Raw genomic sequence first — 14916 nt, forward strand, 5'->3', positions numbered from 1 at the left:
TCGTACCGCCCTCCTCGTCAAACCTCCGGGTCGTCCAACTCTTCGATCACCTCGAGAAAACGGTCGGGGAAGTCCGTATGGACGCCGTCGACTCCCCATTTTACCGCGTTCTCCATATTGACTTGATAATTGACCGTATAGGGATAGATCAGCAGGCCGGCCTGCTTGACCCTATCCACGTAGCCTTCGTCGATTCGCAAATAGTTCGCTCCGATGCCGTTCGCGTAAGCCGCGATCTCGTCCAACGCCCGCTCGGAAATGCGCGCGGGCCGATTGTACCACAGCAGCTGAAACAGCGGAACGTCCTTGTCCCACTCTCTGATCTTCATCAGGCTGTCCCGGCTGAACGATTGAACCGCCACGTGCTTGCGCAAATCGAACTCCTCGACGAGCGCCCACATTTTCTCCTCCATGCCGGGGTGCTCTTCCGGATCTTTCGTCTCCAGCATGTAGCGGGTGTCCTTGCCGAACGCCTCGAAAATTTCGCGAAGCGTCGGAACCCGCTCATTCACATAGTCGTCCCGGGCATAGATCGGATGCTTCTCGTTAAACCAGGAGCCCGCGTCGAGCGCCTTGATCTGGGCCAGCGTCATTTTCTTCACGGAGCCCGTGCCGTTCGTCGTGCGATCGACCGTCTTGTCGTGCATCGCGATCAATTCCCCGTCCGCCGTCATCTGAACGTCGATCTCGATGTAATCCGCCTTCATCTTGACGCCGAGCCGATACGAGGAGAGCGTGCTTTCCGGCGCGTAACCGGAAGCTCCCCGATGGGCCACCGTAACGATTTTCTCGTCGGACAGGAATAATCCCGGAAAGTCGAGCGGGATGGCCGACAGCAGATAAGCCAGTCCGCCAAGAGCGCTTAACAGCATCAAATGCAGCGTGTAAAAATACCATTTGGGAATGGTTAAAGGCTCCTGCGGCTTCTTGACCATATAGGCCTCCCTGAGATGTCCTTGCGAAGTCCGGTATCCCTTGATACTACCATTTTTAACCGCCGGCTGAAAAGAGATCAGGGCCAATTCCCGCGGGAATCGGCCCTGACAAGACGACTGCCGCTTACGGGCCGCCGGATTAGTTCGCTTGCTTCTGAAGCTGGGCCGAAGCGATCGGCTCCTGGTGCGGCTTCACCTTCTTGATGAAGAAGGCCAGCGCCAGCGCCGCTACGGTCATCCAGGTCGCAATGACGAACGAGTAATTGATGCCGTAGATCGTTCCTTGCTGGGTCGCCTCGAGCATGGCCGCCTGGTTCGCCGGATCGATGTTGTTCTGGACGATCAGCTCCTTGACGCGGCTGGAGGCGGAATTCGACATGACCGTGACGAGGAACGCCGTTCCGAGCGCGCCCGCGACGTTCCGCAGCGTCTGCGACATCGCCGAGCCGTGCGCGTTCAGTCTTTGCGGCAGCTGGTTCAAGCCGGCGGTCTGGATCGGCATCATGAGCATCGACATGCCGAACATCCGCAGCGAGTACATGACGATCAGATGCGTATAGGTTGTATCCGCCGTCAGCTGGCTGAATTCGTAAGTCGTGAACGTTGTAATGAGCAGTCCGACGACGGCCAGCCAGCGGGCTCCGATTTTATCGAAAATAATGCCGGTAATCGGGGACATGATGCCCATCAGGATAGCGCCGGGAAGCAGCAGCAGGCCCGCGTCCATCGGCGAGAAGCCGCGAATCGTCTGCAAATAGATCGGAAGCAGAATCATGCCGGAAAACATCGACATCGTAATAATCACGTTAATGACCGTCGTCAAGGAAAACATATTGTACTTGAATACGCGGAATTCGAGAATCGGCTTGTCGATCGTCCACTCTCTCCAGAAGAACAGCGCGAGCGAGACGGCGCCGACGATCAGGCTGCCGATAACCCGCGGGCTGTCCCATCCGTCTTGACCCGCGTCGCTGAAGCCGTACAGAAGGCCGCCGAAGCCAAGCGTCGAGAAAATAATTCCCAGCATATCGAGCTTGGGCATCGAATTTTTGGTGACGTTCTTCATCGAGAACGCTCCGAAGATGAGCGAGAAGATCGAAATCGGCAGAACGATGTAGAACAGCACCCGCCAGTCGTAGTGCTCGACGACCCAGCCGGACAGCGTCGGGCCGACCGCAGGGGCGAAGATCATCGCCAGCCCCATCATCCCCATCGCTTTGCCGCGTTCCTGGATCGGGAAGATCGTCAGGAAGATAACGGTCATGAGCGGCATCAGAATGCCCGCTCCTGCGGCTTGGATCAGACGACCGGAAAGCACGAATTCAAAGGTTGGCGCTACCGCGCAAATAATCGTGCCCAGCGTGAACAATCCGACGGCGGCCATAAACAATTTCCTGGTCGTAAACCGCTCGATCAAATAGGCGCTGACGGGCACGAGCACCCCGTTCACGAGCAAATACCCCGTCGACAGCCATTGAACGGTGTTCGCGCTGATTCCGAGGTCCTCCATCATAACCGGCAAGGCTACGTTCAACAGCGTCTGCGACAAAATCGCAACGAACGCGGCGATAATGAGCGCGGCAACGATCGGACCTCTCCTTAAACTACTTGTACTCATGATTCTCTCCTTCTCTCTGTCTCTGTATGATGTTCACAATTCGCTTGTGTATGCGCTGCAGCTGCGCGACGTCTTCGACGGAAAGCTGCGAGAACGCCGCCGTCATCTGCGATTGGCGAAGCTTGCTGACCTTGCCCCATAGTCGTTCTCCCTCGGGCGTGAGCGTAAGCCGAATCGATCGCCGATTCGTGGGCGGACGCTCGCGGGACAGCCAGCCGGCCCGCACCATTCTCTCCACGATGCCGCTTGTCGTACTCGTGACCGAGAAAATTTTCTCGGCGAGCTCGTTCAGTCCAATGCCCGGATTTTCGACGACGATTTTCATGACGAAATATTGAATGGCGGTGACGCCCATCTGCTGCGTCGCCAACGTCATCGATTGGTGAAACGCCTGGTTGACCTCGCGAAACGATTTGAAGATCGTTTGCAGCCTCTCGGCTTCATGCAAAGGAACCACTCCTTTCTCTCGCTGCCTGCTCCTTTCCCCGTTAATGTTCGCAAAGGAATATTTCGCATACGAAATAAAATACGCTCTTTTTGCCTCTATGTCAATGTTTACATATGTAAAAATGATCATAAAATATTCCCTGCTTCGGCCGGAAAACAACAAAAAAGCCGCCTCCGCCAATGCGGAAGAGGCTTCTTAAATTTTTGAATTCCTGAATTCGGTTCACCCGACAAATTCGATAAACTTGTCCACGACGCGGTCGATATGACGCAGCGTCGATTCGTCGACCAGCCGGTTCGTCGTCTCATCGAACTTCAGCGCGGCGGAGCTGATAATGATCTCGCTGCCCGCCGGCGGCAGCAGCTTGGCCTGCAGGCCGGGGCTGGCCAATATTTCGCGCAGATGGAGCTGGGCGCGAATCGTTCCCATCATCCCGGGAGAGACGCCGGCGATCATGAGCGGCTTGCCGATCAGCACCTTGTCGACGCGCGACAGCCAATCGATCGCGTTCTTGAGCACGCCGGGAACGGACCAGTTGTATTCCGGCGTCACGATCAGCACGCCGTCCGCGGCCGCGATTGTCCGGAGGAACGGGCGCACCGCTTGCGGCGGATTCAACTCGATGTCCTGATCGAAAAACGGAAGAGACCGAATGTCCGCGATTTCCAGATCCAACTTGTTAATGTAGCGTTCCTTCATCGTGAGCGCCAACTGCATGTTGTAGGAACCCTGTCTTAGACTTCCGATTAGTGCGGCAATTTTCAACATCCGATCGCACCCCCATAATTAGGATTTTTGCTTCCTCTTTCCTTATATTAGCACCGCTGGCACGAAAGACAACTTAATTTTCGCCGAACTCCGCTTCCTCTTCCTCGAAACCGAGCTCGACGCCGGGGGGCAGCAATCCGTTCACGAGGGCGGTCAGTCCGGAGTTTGCGCGCAGACGTTCGTCGACGATCGCGACCAGGCCCGAATCGTCCCGCGAGCGGATCAGCCTGCCGATGCCCTGCTTGAGACGCAGCAGCATATAGGGCAGATCCACCTCGTCGTAGGGCGACAGAGCGTCCTGGCGCTTGGCGGCAAATACCGGATCGTTCGGAGGAAAAGGCAGCGACCAGACGATAACGTTGGACAACGCCGGTCCGGGGACGTCCAGCCCTTCCCAGAGCGTGACGGCGCACAGCACCCGGGTCTCGTTCGCCTCGAATTCGGCGATCAGCCGGCTGATCTCTCCTTCCCCCTCGAAAGCGAACTCGAGATGCGAGATCGCTTCGCATTGAGGAACGGCCGCCTGGAACTCGGCCAACTCCTCCCGGGACGGAAACAGCATCAGCGCCCTTCCCCCGGTCCGGAGCAGCATGCGCGCGGCGGCCTCCAGCTTGCCGGAAAACCCCGCTTCGCCGGCGCGGAGCGGACAGAGCGCCTCCATCTTGTCTTCGTATTCATAAGGAGAAGCTACGCTGAACGACAAGTAGCGGTCTATTCCGAGCGCGTCGGCCAAGTAGTCGAAGCTGCCGTTAACGGACAGCGTCGCGGAGGAGAAGACGACCGGCATCGCGCGGGAGAAGACGCCTTCGCGCAGCACCTCCTTGACCGCCTTGGGCATCACGACAAGCGTCAGCCCCGTCGGGCTGTCGGTCGCCCAGCAGATGAGCGAGCCCGAGCTCTGGAACAATCCGAGCGCCTTCTGCATCATCTCGAGGTGCTCCTCGACGATTCGCAGCTGATAGCCGTCGAGATTGTATAGTTCGCTCTCGAACACAAGCGCTTCTTCTATAGCGTCCAACGTCCCGCGCAGCCGGGCGACCGCCCCGTACAGCTCGCCGTTCAGCCGAACCTCGCGGCGATCCGAGCCGGGAATGACGCGACTGTGACGTTCGAGCAGCTCGAACAGCGCTTCGCTTCTTGCGATCGCTTCGTCGATTCCCACGGCCAGCGACTCGCGAATATCGTTCTTCAGCAGTCGGGTGACGAGCTGCTCGAAATTCTCGTGCTTGATGCGATAAGTGAGCGCCTTCTGCGCCGCCGATTCCAGCAGATGGCCCTCGTCGAAGACGACGGCGCAATGATCGGGCAGCAGCGGCAGCTGTCCCTCTCTTCTTCTCCCGTCGTACGTCCAGACGTGCTCCATGTAAAAATCGTGGGAGCAGATAATCAGATCGGCCGACTTGCGGTAAAACTCGCGGGACAGCGTCTGCCCGCAGCGATGCCGCTTCTCGCAGACAAAGCAATCCTGGAACGGGTCCCAGTTGATTCTGTCCCATTGACGATCGCTCAGCTGCGGGTACATCTTGCGGTCCCCGTAAGCATGGAACGCCTGCAGTCCCTCGCTCTTGCTTACGAACGCCGGAAGCGCTTCGTACACTCCCCGGTACAGCTCCGTCTCTTCGTACTCCGTTCTCGCCTGATCGAGCTTGTTCAGACAGAGGTAGCGATCCTGCGATTTGGCCAATCTGGCGTCGATCGACAGGCCCAGATGCTTGGTCAGCTTGGCGATGTCGCCTTCCGGCTTGACGAGCTGCTCGATCAGCGATTCGTCGGCGCAGGCGATAATCGCAGGCTTGCGATGATAGCGGGCATAGCTGACGGCGTACAGCAAATAAGCCAGCGTCTTGCCGGTTCCGACGCCCGCTTCGGCGAATATCGTCTGTTTCTCCGCGAACGCCTTCTCCAGTTGGAACGCCATATAAATCTGCTCGTCGCGAATTTCGAAGCCCGCTTCCGGCAGCGCGTCGTAAAACACGTCCGCGACCCACTCGCCGACCTGCTGCACATAAGGCTTGCCGGGCTCTACTATAAAAGGATACCGATTCAAAGGATGAGGCCTCCACTACAAACGTTGTCGAGACATTATCACACTTCCGCTCCGCAAATGCAAAGCCCGAATAGGGAAACCGGGTTTCGCGGGCTTATCTCGCCCTTTTGCCTCGATTTCCGATCGCGGCGCGCCCTCTGCCGTCGGATTCTTTTTTCCGCGCTTGTCAAGCGCTTCCGCATGTGAAATCTCTCATGTTTTTATAAGAATAACCGTCAGAGCCTTGAACAGCCTATTTATCTCCTATTATTAGAAAATGATGGGCATAAACGATGTGGTAAAGTGGATTTCAGAAGGGGCGAACGCAGTGCTCCGAACGGTTCTCATTCCTATTTGCATAAGGAGGCATTTCATCATGAAATATCCGCTGTATAAAATGAACAAAGCCGTGCTGGGCGCGGCGCTCAGCCTGACGATCGCCTTGTCGGCGGGGACGCTGCTCGCGGGAGGCCACAGCGCGCACGCCGCAGCCGGCGTCGTGCAGGCGCAAGCCGCGGACAGCTCGGCGAGCTCGATTGCCGACGAGGTCATTGCCGCAGGGAAGAAATTTATGGGCGTCCGCTATTTGTACGGAGCCGAATCGAATCGCACCGACGCGTTCGACTGCTCCTCGTTTACGCAGTATATATTCAAGCAGAGCGGAATCGAGCTTCCCCGTTCCTCGAAGCAGCAATCGCAAGCCGGCGTTTACGTTGCGAGGAGCCAGCTCCAGCCCGGGGACCTTATTTTCTCCGACACGAACAGGGACGGCGAAATTAATCACGTCAGCCTTTATATCGGAGACGGCAAACTTCTGCACACGTACAGGGTCGGAATCGGCGTCACCATTTCCGACTTCGAGGGCAGCACCTGGGACAAAACCTACGTAACGGCGCGCCGCGTCATTCCGACGAACGCTTCGACGGGCGGCGGTCAATCCCAAACGGACAATCCATCCCGGACGGGCGATCAATCTCAGACAGGCGGTCAGTCTCAGACCGATAACGGCAGCTCGGCGGGCGGAACGGAAACGTCCAATGAGAGCGGCGGCCAGTCCGGCAACGGCCGCTGGTCCGATAACGGCGGCGATCGAGGCGACCGTTTCACGGACCGGCATCCCTCGTCTTTCTTCGGCCGCAACGTTCGCTAACCTTCTCGCGCAGGTGTGTTGAAATCCGCTTCCGGAGCGTTTCCGGAGGCGGATTTTCGCTGTGCGGAGCACCCGGGCGGCATGTTATAATCAAGGGATGAAAACCCAATCTTCCGCCGCATATCGCACCGCGTCCCTCGTCTCTTTCCTGCTGCATCCTTTCGTGCTGATCGTGGCGCTGTTCATGATCGTCTCGCTTCGCTTTGCGCCGACCATCCCCCGGGGCGTCCTGCTGGGCGCCGTCGTCAGCGCCGGATCCGCGGGCGCGCCGTTCGCGCTGATTCGGCGCGGCGTCGCGCGCGGACGCTGGAGCGATCACGACATCAGCCGCCGCGAGCAGCGCCTCGTTCCGTTCCTGTATACGATCGGATGCATGGTCTGCGTCTTCGCGTTCCTGCTCCTGCTGGCTGCGCCGCTCGAGCTGCTGGCGACGTTCGCCGGCATGGTCTGCGCGGTCGCCGCCGCGCTGCTCGTCACGCAGCTTGCACGCTGGAAGATCAGCCTGCATCTGATCGGCATGACCGGAACCGTGCTGACGCTCGCGCTGCTCATTACTCCGCTAGCCTATTGGCTTGTCCCGCTCATCGTTCTCGTCGGATGGGCGAGATGGCGCGTCGGCGCGCATACGCCTTCGCAGGCGCTCGCGGGAGCGGCTCTGGCCGCGGGCATCACCTTCCTCGTCTACCGGCTGTTCGGCCTGTAGCTAGGCGTTCGGCTGCCGCCGAGGCTCGTCCTTGATGAACAGCTTGAGCAGCGGCGGCGTGGCGAGCGTGGTGAAAATAACCGCGATGACGATCGGCGTAAAATATTCGGGAATCAGAAGTCCCGCCTGCAAGCCCGTCGAAGCGATGATCAGCGCGACTTCTCCCCGGGACACCATGCCCGCTCCGACGATCAGCGAGGATCGGCTGTCGAAGCCGGTCGCGCGAGCGCCGAGCCAGCCGCCGGCCAGCTTCGTCGCGCAGGCGACAGCCGTGACCGCGAGCGTCAGGAGCCAGTGCTCGCCCAAGCCGGCAAAAGAGACGTTCAGTCCGATGCTGACGAAAAACACCGGCACGAACAGCGAGTAGGCGATCGGCTCGATTTTCTCCTCCACCGTCGCCTTAAACCCGGTTTGGCCGATGGCAATGCCCGCGGCGAACGCCCCGATAATGCCGGCCATTTGCAGCGACTCCGCGAAATAAGCGAAGGCGAAGCAGACGACCAGGGCGGCGCTGACGACCGCCTCCGTCACCTTCAGCGGCGCGAGCCATTTCATGACCCGCGGCACGACAAGCCAGCCGCCGGCGATCGTCACGGCGAAGAACAGCGCCTTCTTGCCGAGCAGCGCGCCGATCGAAACCTCCGCGCCCGCGCCGAGCATGCTCATCATGAACGCCAGCAGAATGACGACGAGTATGTCGTCGAGGACGGCCGCCCCGAGAATCGTCGTCCCTTCGCGCGAGTTCAGCTTGTTCATATCCTTAAGCACCTGCACCGAGATGCTCACCGACGTGGCCGACAGCACCACCCCGAGGAACAGCGAGAAATTCCCGCTTAATCCGAAAGCGATGCCGGTGCCGTACCCTCCGACGAAGGGAAGAATAATGCCGGCGACCGCGACCGCGAAAGCCGACTGCCAGCTGCGTCTCATCTGGTCCAGATCGGTCTCCAGCCCCGCGATAAACATGAGCAGCAGCACCCCGATCTCCGCGACCTCGTCGATAAAGGCGCCTTGACCGACCCAGCCGAGCACGGCGGGTCCAAGGACGATTCCGGCGATCAGCTTGCCCAGAACGGCCGGCTGCCCCAGACGGACGGACAGGTCGCCGGCCAGCTTCGTACACAATACGATCAACATCAGTTCAAAAATAAAATCCAAACGGTCGACCTCCCTCTCTATTTGAGATGCCCAAAAAAGACAAAAAGAAGCCCGCTTTGACAGGCTCCTCCAGGCACAGCGCTATTTTGTTCCTCAATGCAAATCATTATATCGGTTATCGGCCCGTTCCTCAAGAAGAAAATGCGCGGATCGGAGATTCGGCCGCGGCATTACAGCTCGACCATCGCTTTAATGACCCCTGTCGCCGGATTCAGCCAGCTTCCGAACGAGTCGATCATGTCCGCGAAGGAAGCCCGGTGCGTCACGTACCGCCCGACGTCGATCGCGCCGCTCTTCACCGCCGAATAGACGCGCTCGAAATCCTCTTTCGTGGCGTTGCGGCTGCCCATCAGCGTCAGCTCGCGGCTGTGGAAGAGCGGGTCGTGGAAGGCGATGTCCGTCTTGACCAGACCGACGTAGACAAGCGTGCCGCCGTGTGCGGTCAAGGCGAACGCTCCGGCCATCGACTTCGCGTTGCCCGTCGCGTCGAACACGACCGTCGGCAGCTCGCCGCCGGTCAGCGCCGCCAGCTCGGCGGGCGCGTCCCCGAGCGCGTTTACCGTCGCGTCGACGCCCGCCCACGACCGACAGAACGCCAGCCGCTCCTCGTTCACGTCCATGGCGATCACCTTCGCCCCGGCATGCCGGGCGAACGCCATCGCGCCGAGGCCGATCGGGCCTCCTCCGATGACGAGCGCCGTCTCCCCCGCCTGCAAGCCGGATCTTCTTACCGCGTGCGCTCCGATGCTCAGCGGCTCCAGCACGGCGGCCTGGTCGAGCGTCAAATCGTTCGCGCGGACCAGATGCGATACCGGAACGGCGATGCGCTCTCTCATCCCCCCGTCGATGTGGACGCCGAGCACCTTCATGGAGACGCAGCAATTCGTTTTGCCCCGGCGGCAGGCGACGCATTGCCCGCAGTGCAGGTAAGGAATGATGCCGACCCGGTCTCCGACGGCCAAACCCGCCTCGTTGTCTCCGACTTGTTCGACGATGCCCGCAAGCTCGTGTCCAAGCACCCGCGGATAATCGAAGAAGGGCTGATTCCCCTTAAACGCATGCAAATCCGTGCCGCATATGCCGACTCTCTTGACGCTGACAATCGCTTCGCCTTCCCCGGCGACGGGTTCGGGAAGCTCGATCCGCTCGAAACGGCCGATCTCCGCGCACACAATTCCCCTCATCGTCTTCCGTCTCCTTAAACTTTAATGCCTTCGTTATATTCCGGTCTGCCGCTTGTCCACGTCAAGTCAAGCACCGGCTCAAGAATGTCCAGCACTTCCCGCAGCAGCGCCGAATCCATCGGCTCTTCCGTCCATCTCGCGTTATCGCGGATGTTGTCCGGGCTGGCCGTGCTGACGAGCGTCGTCGGGATGCGCTCGTTGGCCGTCGAGAACTGCACGGCCAGCTTGGCGATATTTTCTCCCCGGCTCGCGCAATGCTCCGCCGCCCTGCGGCACGCGGCTTTCAGCTCTGAGCTCGCGGGATGCCAATCCGGCGTTCCCCGCAGGCTGAGCAGGCCCATCGACAGCGGAGAGGCGTTAACCAGGCCGACGTCCCTGCTCTCCAGCAGCGGCAGCAGGCCGAGCAGAGAAGTGTCGTTAAGCGAATAATGGCAATAAGAAATGATCGCGTCCGCGTCGATCTGCGGCAGCAGCTTCCCGAACAGCGGAAGCGGCAGGCCGCAAATGCCGTAATTGCGGATTTTCCCTTCCCGCTTCAGCTCCCGCAGCGTCGGCACGGCTTCCTCGAGAATGATGTCCGCGGGAACGAATTCGATATCGTGCAGAAACAAAATATCCGCGTAGTCGGTATGCAGCCTGCCGAAGCTCTCCTCCAGGCTCTGCCGGATGCGGCGAGCGCTGAAGTCGAACTCGTCGGCGCCGTATCTGCCCGCCTTGGTCGACAGCAGGTATCGATCGCGCGGAATGTTCTTGAGCGCTCTGCCGAGCACTGTCTCGGCTTTCGTCTGCCCGTAATAGGGCGACACGTCGATATAATTGATGCCGCTGTCGAGCGCGGCGTGCACGGCACGAATCGCTTCGGCGTCGTCCGTCTCGCGGAACACGGAGCCGAGCGAGGACGCTCCGAAGCTCAGCACGGACACGTCCAACCCGGTTCCGCCCAGCTTGCGCTTCTTCATTAGAGGATCACTCCGTCCTTGAAAATCGCGATTTCCCGGAAGCCGTTCACTTCGCTGTGCGTATGGGCTTCTCCGGAAGCGATGTCCAGCATTTTGTCCCACAGCTCGTCGGTCAATTCGTCCATGCTCTTGTCCTGCAGCAGGCGGCCGGCGTCGAAATCGATCCAGTTTTTCTTCCGCCGGGCCAGCTCGCTGTTCGTCGACAGCTTCACGGTAGGCGCCGGTCCGCCGAACGGCGTTCCCCTCCCGGTCGTGAAAAACACGATATGCGCGCCGCCCGCCGTCAGCGCCGTAACGGATACGAGATCGTTGCCGGGCGCTTCCAGCAAATTCAGCCCTGGCCCGCGCACCCGCTCGCCGTAAGGCACGACGTCGGTGACGGTAGAATGCCCGCCCTTCTGCGTGCAGCCAAGCGACTTCTCCTCCAGCGTCGTGATGCCTCCGGCCTTGTTGCCGGGCGAAGGATTCTCGTAGATTTCCTGGTTATGCCGGATAAAATAGTGCTTAAAGTCGTTCACGAGCGATACGATCCGCCCGAACACCGCCTCGTCGGCCGCACGATTCATCAGAATCGTCTCCGCGCCGAACATTTCCGGCACCTCGGTCAGGATCGCCGTGCCTCCGAGACCGATCAGCCGGTCCGACAGCGAGCCGACGAGCGGATTGGCCGTCAGGCCCGAGAAGCCGTCCGAGCCGCCGCATTTCAGGCCGATTTTCAGCTTCGATACCGGCACCGTCTCCCGCTCGAACGTCTCGGCGTACTCGACCAGCTCTTCGATCAGCGCCAGCCCCTCCTCCAATTCGTCCTCGGCTTCCTGAGACTTCATGAACTTGATTCTGCGCGAATCGGCCTCGCCGATCGTTTCCTTGAACTGCTCGATCTGGTTGTTCTCGCAGCCGAGTCCGACGACGAGCACGCCCGCGGCGTTCGGATGATTGGCGAGCGACGCCAGCAGCTTCTGCGTAAAGAGAAGATCGTCGCCAAGCTGCGAGCAGCCGAACGGATGGGCAAAATGATACACGCCCTCCACGCGCCCGCGATACATCGCGTTCGCCCGGTTGGCGATAATCTCACACGTCTTGTTGATGCAGCCGACCGTGTTGATGACCCAAATCTCGTTGCGAATGCCGACTTCGCCGCTGGGCCGGACATAGCCCTGGAACGTCTGTCTCCGCGGCGTCTTGACGCTTGCGGCCGGAGGGGCGGGCTCGTACCGGTAGTCGAGCAGCCCTTTCAATCCCGTGCGCAAATTGTGCGTATGCACCCAGACGCCCGGCTGCAAGTCGGCCTTCGCCTTCCCGATGGAATAGCCGAATTTGAGCACGTCGTCCCCTTCCGCGACCGGTCTCGTCAATATTTTGTGCCCTGCGGGCACGTCCTCGGTTACCGTCAGCGTCGTTCCGTCTTCCAGAACGATCGTCTCTCCCGCCGTAAAAGCTCGCAGCGCGATGACCACCTGGTCGCGCTCCGAGACGCGAAGCCATTCTCTCATGCCCGTTCCCCCTTCGTCCATTCCGCCCAGATTTGCGCCACCTGCGCCGCCAGTCCCGGCCATTGCGACAGATCCTGCCCCCACAGCGGCTCGCAGGCCAGCAATCTGCCCGCCGTCCGCTCCGGCGACTCTCCCGTCCGCCCGGCTTCGTCCCAAACGGCCGCCAGCTTCTCCAGCGCCTCCGCGTCGTCGCGCACCGTATAAGCCCGCCCGTCGAACGCCGTTCCCCGGTATTCCGCTCCGTCTTTTTTAACCCGATAGTAACGCAGCAGAGCGGCCAAGCCTTTCGCCAATCCGTCCGGGACCCGCTCGCCCTTGCGCGCATAGTGCTCGAGCGAAGGAAGCAGCCGCACCTTGAACTTGCTGACGCTGTTCATCGCGATATCGTACAGCCGGTGGCGGACGAACGGGTTCAAATACCGATCGAACACCTCGTCCGCATACGCCTCCATCTCTTCCTGCGGATAGGGCAGCGTCGGGACAATCTCTTCGCGCACCGTCGACCTGACGAACGCTCCCAGCGTCTCATGCTCCATCAGCTCGCGCACATGTTCGACTCCGCCAAGAATGCCGAGCGGCGTCATCAGCGTATGGGCGCCGTTCAGGATGCGCACCTTGCGTTCCCGGTAAGGCTCGAGACTGTCCGTCCATACGACGTTCAGGCCGGCCTGCGCAAAAGGCAGCTGCTCCCCAAGCTCCGGCTCCCCTTCGATCGCCCACAGATGGTACGGCTCGGCCACGCATAGCAGATCGTCGCGATAGCCCCATTCCGCGAACCACGCCTCGGCCTGCTCTTGATCCGGGTAGCCGGCGACGATTCGGTCCACAAGCGAATTCAGGAAGCGGTTGGCCGTCGTCACCCACTCGCGGAACGCTTCCGGCAGTCCCCAATCCGCCGCGTATTGCAGCACGCTCTCCCGCAGCGCGTCGCCGTTGCGCTCCACCAGCTCGCACGGCAGGAACAGCAGCCCGCGGTCGGACGCGCCGTCGAACGCCAAATATCTGCGGTACAGCAGGTAAGCGATTTTACCCGGAAAAGAAACGATCGGCTCGCCTTCCGTCAGCGTCTCCGGACGATAGACGATGCCGGCTTCCGTCGTGTTCGAGACGACGAATCGCAGATCCGGGCTGACCGCCAGCTCGATCATTCGCTGCCATTCCCCGTACGGGTCGAATGCTTCCGCGAATACGGAGACGATCTCCCTCCGTTCGACCGGCTCCCCGTTGTCGAGCCCCCGGATAACCAGCGTATACAGACGATCCTGCCCGTTCAGCGCCTCAATCTTCGGCTTGCCCGACGGACGCGGCTGCGTGACCGCCACCCCGCCGCGAAACAGCCCCTGCTTGCGGCTCTCGTGCACCATCCAATCGAAAAATCCGCGCAGAAAGTTGCCTTCCCCGATCTGCAGCACCGTAATCGGCGCGTCGGTCCGGCCCTGCTCCGCCGCCCCCGCGGCTGTTAATTGTTGTCGATTCAGCTTGTTCATAGCTTATAAAACTCCTTTGCATTAAGTCCGTATAGACGGGCGCGTTCCGCTTCTCCCCAGTCTTCGGGCAGGTTGCTCTCGATTGCCTCGACGACTTGATCGTAGCTTGCCGCCAGCAGGCAGACCGGCCAATCGCTTCCGAAGAGGACGCGCCCGGAACCGAACAGCTCGCTCGCATGGCGAACATACGGCTGAAACTGATCATACTGCCATGCCGCATGATCGGCTTCCGTCACCATACCCGACAGCTTGCAGGAGATGCCGGGATGTCCGGCGATCCTGCTCATCTGCGAGAGCCAAGGCTCCAGACGGCCGTTAGCGATAGCGGGCTTGCCGAGATGATCGACGACTCCGCGCAAATTCGGAACGAGCTCCAGCAAACGCGCGAGATACTCCAGCTGATCCGAGCGGACAAGCAAATCGACCGGCACGTCCTCGTCGGAGTAGAAGCAAAGCGCTTCCACGAACGCCGGCTCCAATATGCGGGCGGCGTCGGGCATTTCCTGGATCATCGTCCGGAAGCCGACGAATTTCGGATGGGCTGCTATTCGCCGGTAATGCTCGCGATGGTTCGGATCGTGCAGGTCGAGCCATCCGACCACGCCCAGGATCGAAGGCTCGCGCTCCGCAAGCGCAAGCAGATAGTCCGTCTCCGCCAGCGTCGGCGCCGCCTGCACGGCAATCGTGCCGTCGAGGCGATGCTTGTCGAGCGAGGGCTTCAGATGCTCGGGAAGATAGTCGCGATACAGCACGGGCAGCTCCGGCGTAATCCAGCCGTAATCGCCCCGTTCGATTTTCCAGAAATGCTGATGCGCGTCGATTCTCATATAACCTCTCCCCCTGCGTGCCCAAGCGGCTCCCGATTTCGGGGCTGCTCAATATTGTCCTATTGTTTTTATTGTATCAGCTGCAAGCGGTGTAAAAAGGCTTAATCCTTGCGGAAATGTACTCTATTTTGATATTTTATACGTATACCGCACTTTAGGG

The 14916-nt window shown here is 60.1% G+C and carries 13 protein-coding genes; 2 read left to right on the forward strand and 11 right to left on the reverse strand.

Annotated features, from left to right (window positions below; translation table 11 throughout):
• Nucleotides 1–17: 17 nt before the first annotated feature.
• From ACFFT4_RS08595 to ACFFT4_RS08615, 5 genes are all read right to left on the reverse strand, one after another.
• Entirely contained in the window at nt 18–935 is a 918-nt protein-coding gene (locus ACFFT4_RS08595) for a glycerophosphodiester phosphodiesterase (RefSeq protein WP_378046768.1), read from the reverse strand.
• Nucleotides 936–1074: 139 nt separating this feature from the next.
• Nucleotides 1075–2553, reverse strand: coding sequence for a DHA2 family efflux MFS transporter permease subunit (locus ACFFT4_RS08600; RefSeq protein WP_378046769.1), 1479 nt, complete (start codon nt 2551–2553; stop codon nt 1075–1077).
• Entirely contained in the window at nt 2540–3001 is a 462-nt protein-coding gene (locus ACFFT4_RS08605) for a MarR family winged helix-turn-helix transcriptional regulator (protein ID WP_378046771.1), read from the reverse strand. Before ACFFT4_RS08605 ends, ACFFT4_RS08600 begins: the two co-directional genes overlap by 14 nt.
• A 222-nt stretch (nt 3002–3223) precedes the next feature.
• Nucleotides 3224–3766 carry an NADPH-dependent FMN reductase gene (locus ACFFT4_RS08610; protein WP_378047179.1) on the reverse strand — a complete coding sequence of 181 codons (543 nt, stop codon included), beginning with the start codon at nt 3764–3766 and terminating at the stop codon, nt 3224–3226.
• Nucleotides 3767–3842: 76 nt separating this feature from the next.
• Entirely contained in the window at nt 3843–5816 is a 1974-nt protein-coding gene (locus tag ACFFT4_RS08615) for an ATP-dependent DNA helicase (RefSeq protein WP_378046773.1), read from the reverse strand.
• A 355-nt stretch (nt 5817–6171) separates the two neighbouring features.
• Here ACFFT4_RS08615 and ACFFT4_RS08620 point away from each other — a divergent pair, with 355 nt between their 5' ends.
• Complete coding sequence (locus ACFFT4_RS08620; protein ID WP_378046775.1) at nt 6172–6945, forward strand: C40 family peptidase; 774 nt, start codon at nt 6172–6174, stop codon at nt 6943–6945.
• A gap of 61 nt (nt 6946–7006) precedes the next feature.
• Complete coding sequence (locus ACFFT4_RS08625) at nt 7007–7648, forward strand: hypothetical protein (protein WP_378046776.1); 642 nt, start codon at nt 7007–7009, stop codon at nt 7646–7648.
• Here the strand turns inward: ACFFT4_RS08625 and ACFFT4_RS08630 are convergent, their stop codons facing one another.
• The 6 genes from ACFFT4_RS08630 to ACFFT4_RS08655 all read right to left on the reverse strand — a co-directional run bounded on the left by ACFFT4_RS08630 (nt 7649) and on the right by ACFFT4_RS08655 (nt 14756).
• A complete protein-coding gene (locus ACFFT4_RS08630) occupies nt 7649–8806 on the reverse strand; it encodes a cation:proton antiporter (RefSeq protein WP_378046778.1) in 1158 nt (385 codons plus the stop codon).
• A gap of 170 nt (nt 8807–8976) precedes the next feature.
• Nucleotides 8977–9990, reverse strand: coding sequence for a zinc-binding alcohol dehydrogenase family protein (locus ACFFT4_RS08635; RefSeq protein ID WP_378046779.1), 1014 nt, complete (start codon nt 9988–9990; stop codon nt 8977–8979).
• A 14-nt stretch (nt 9991–10004) separates the two neighbouring features.
• Nucleotides 10005–10949, reverse strand: a complete 945-nt coding sequence (locus tag ACFFT4_RS08640) for an aldo/keto reductase (RefSeq protein WP_378046781.1) — start codon at nt 10947–10949, stop codon at nt 10005–10007.
• Nucleotides 10949–12442: a UxaA family hydrolase gene (locus tag ACFFT4_RS08645; RefSeq protein WP_378046783.1), complete on the reverse strand. Its 1494-nt coding sequence runs from the start codon at nt 12440–12442 to the stop codon at nt 10949–10951. Before ACFFT4_RS08645 ends, ACFFT4_RS08640 begins: the two co-directional genes overlap by 1 nt.
• Nucleotides 12439–13929, reverse strand: coding sequence for a tagaturonate reductase (locus ACFFT4_RS08650; RefSeq protein ID WP_378046785.1), 1491 nt, complete (start codon nt 13927–13929; stop codon nt 12439–12441). Before ACFFT4_RS08650 ends, ACFFT4_RS08645 begins: the two co-directional genes overlap by 4 nt.
• On the reverse strand, nt 13926–14756 hold the full coding sequence (locus ACFFT4_RS08655) for an amidohydrolase family protein (RefSeq protein WP_378046786.1): 831 nt from the start codon (nt 14754–14756) through the stop codon (nt 13926–13928). The genes ACFFT4_RS08650 and ACFFT4_RS08655 overlap by 4 nt, the downstream gene beginning before the upstream one ends.
• Nucleotides 14757–14916: the final 160 nt, after the last annotated feature.

This window comes from Cohnella cellulosilytica (genome assembly GCF_042431195.1).
Lineage (GTDB): Bacteria > Bacillota > Bacilli > Paenibacillales > Paenibacillaceae > Cohnella > Cohnella cellulosilytica.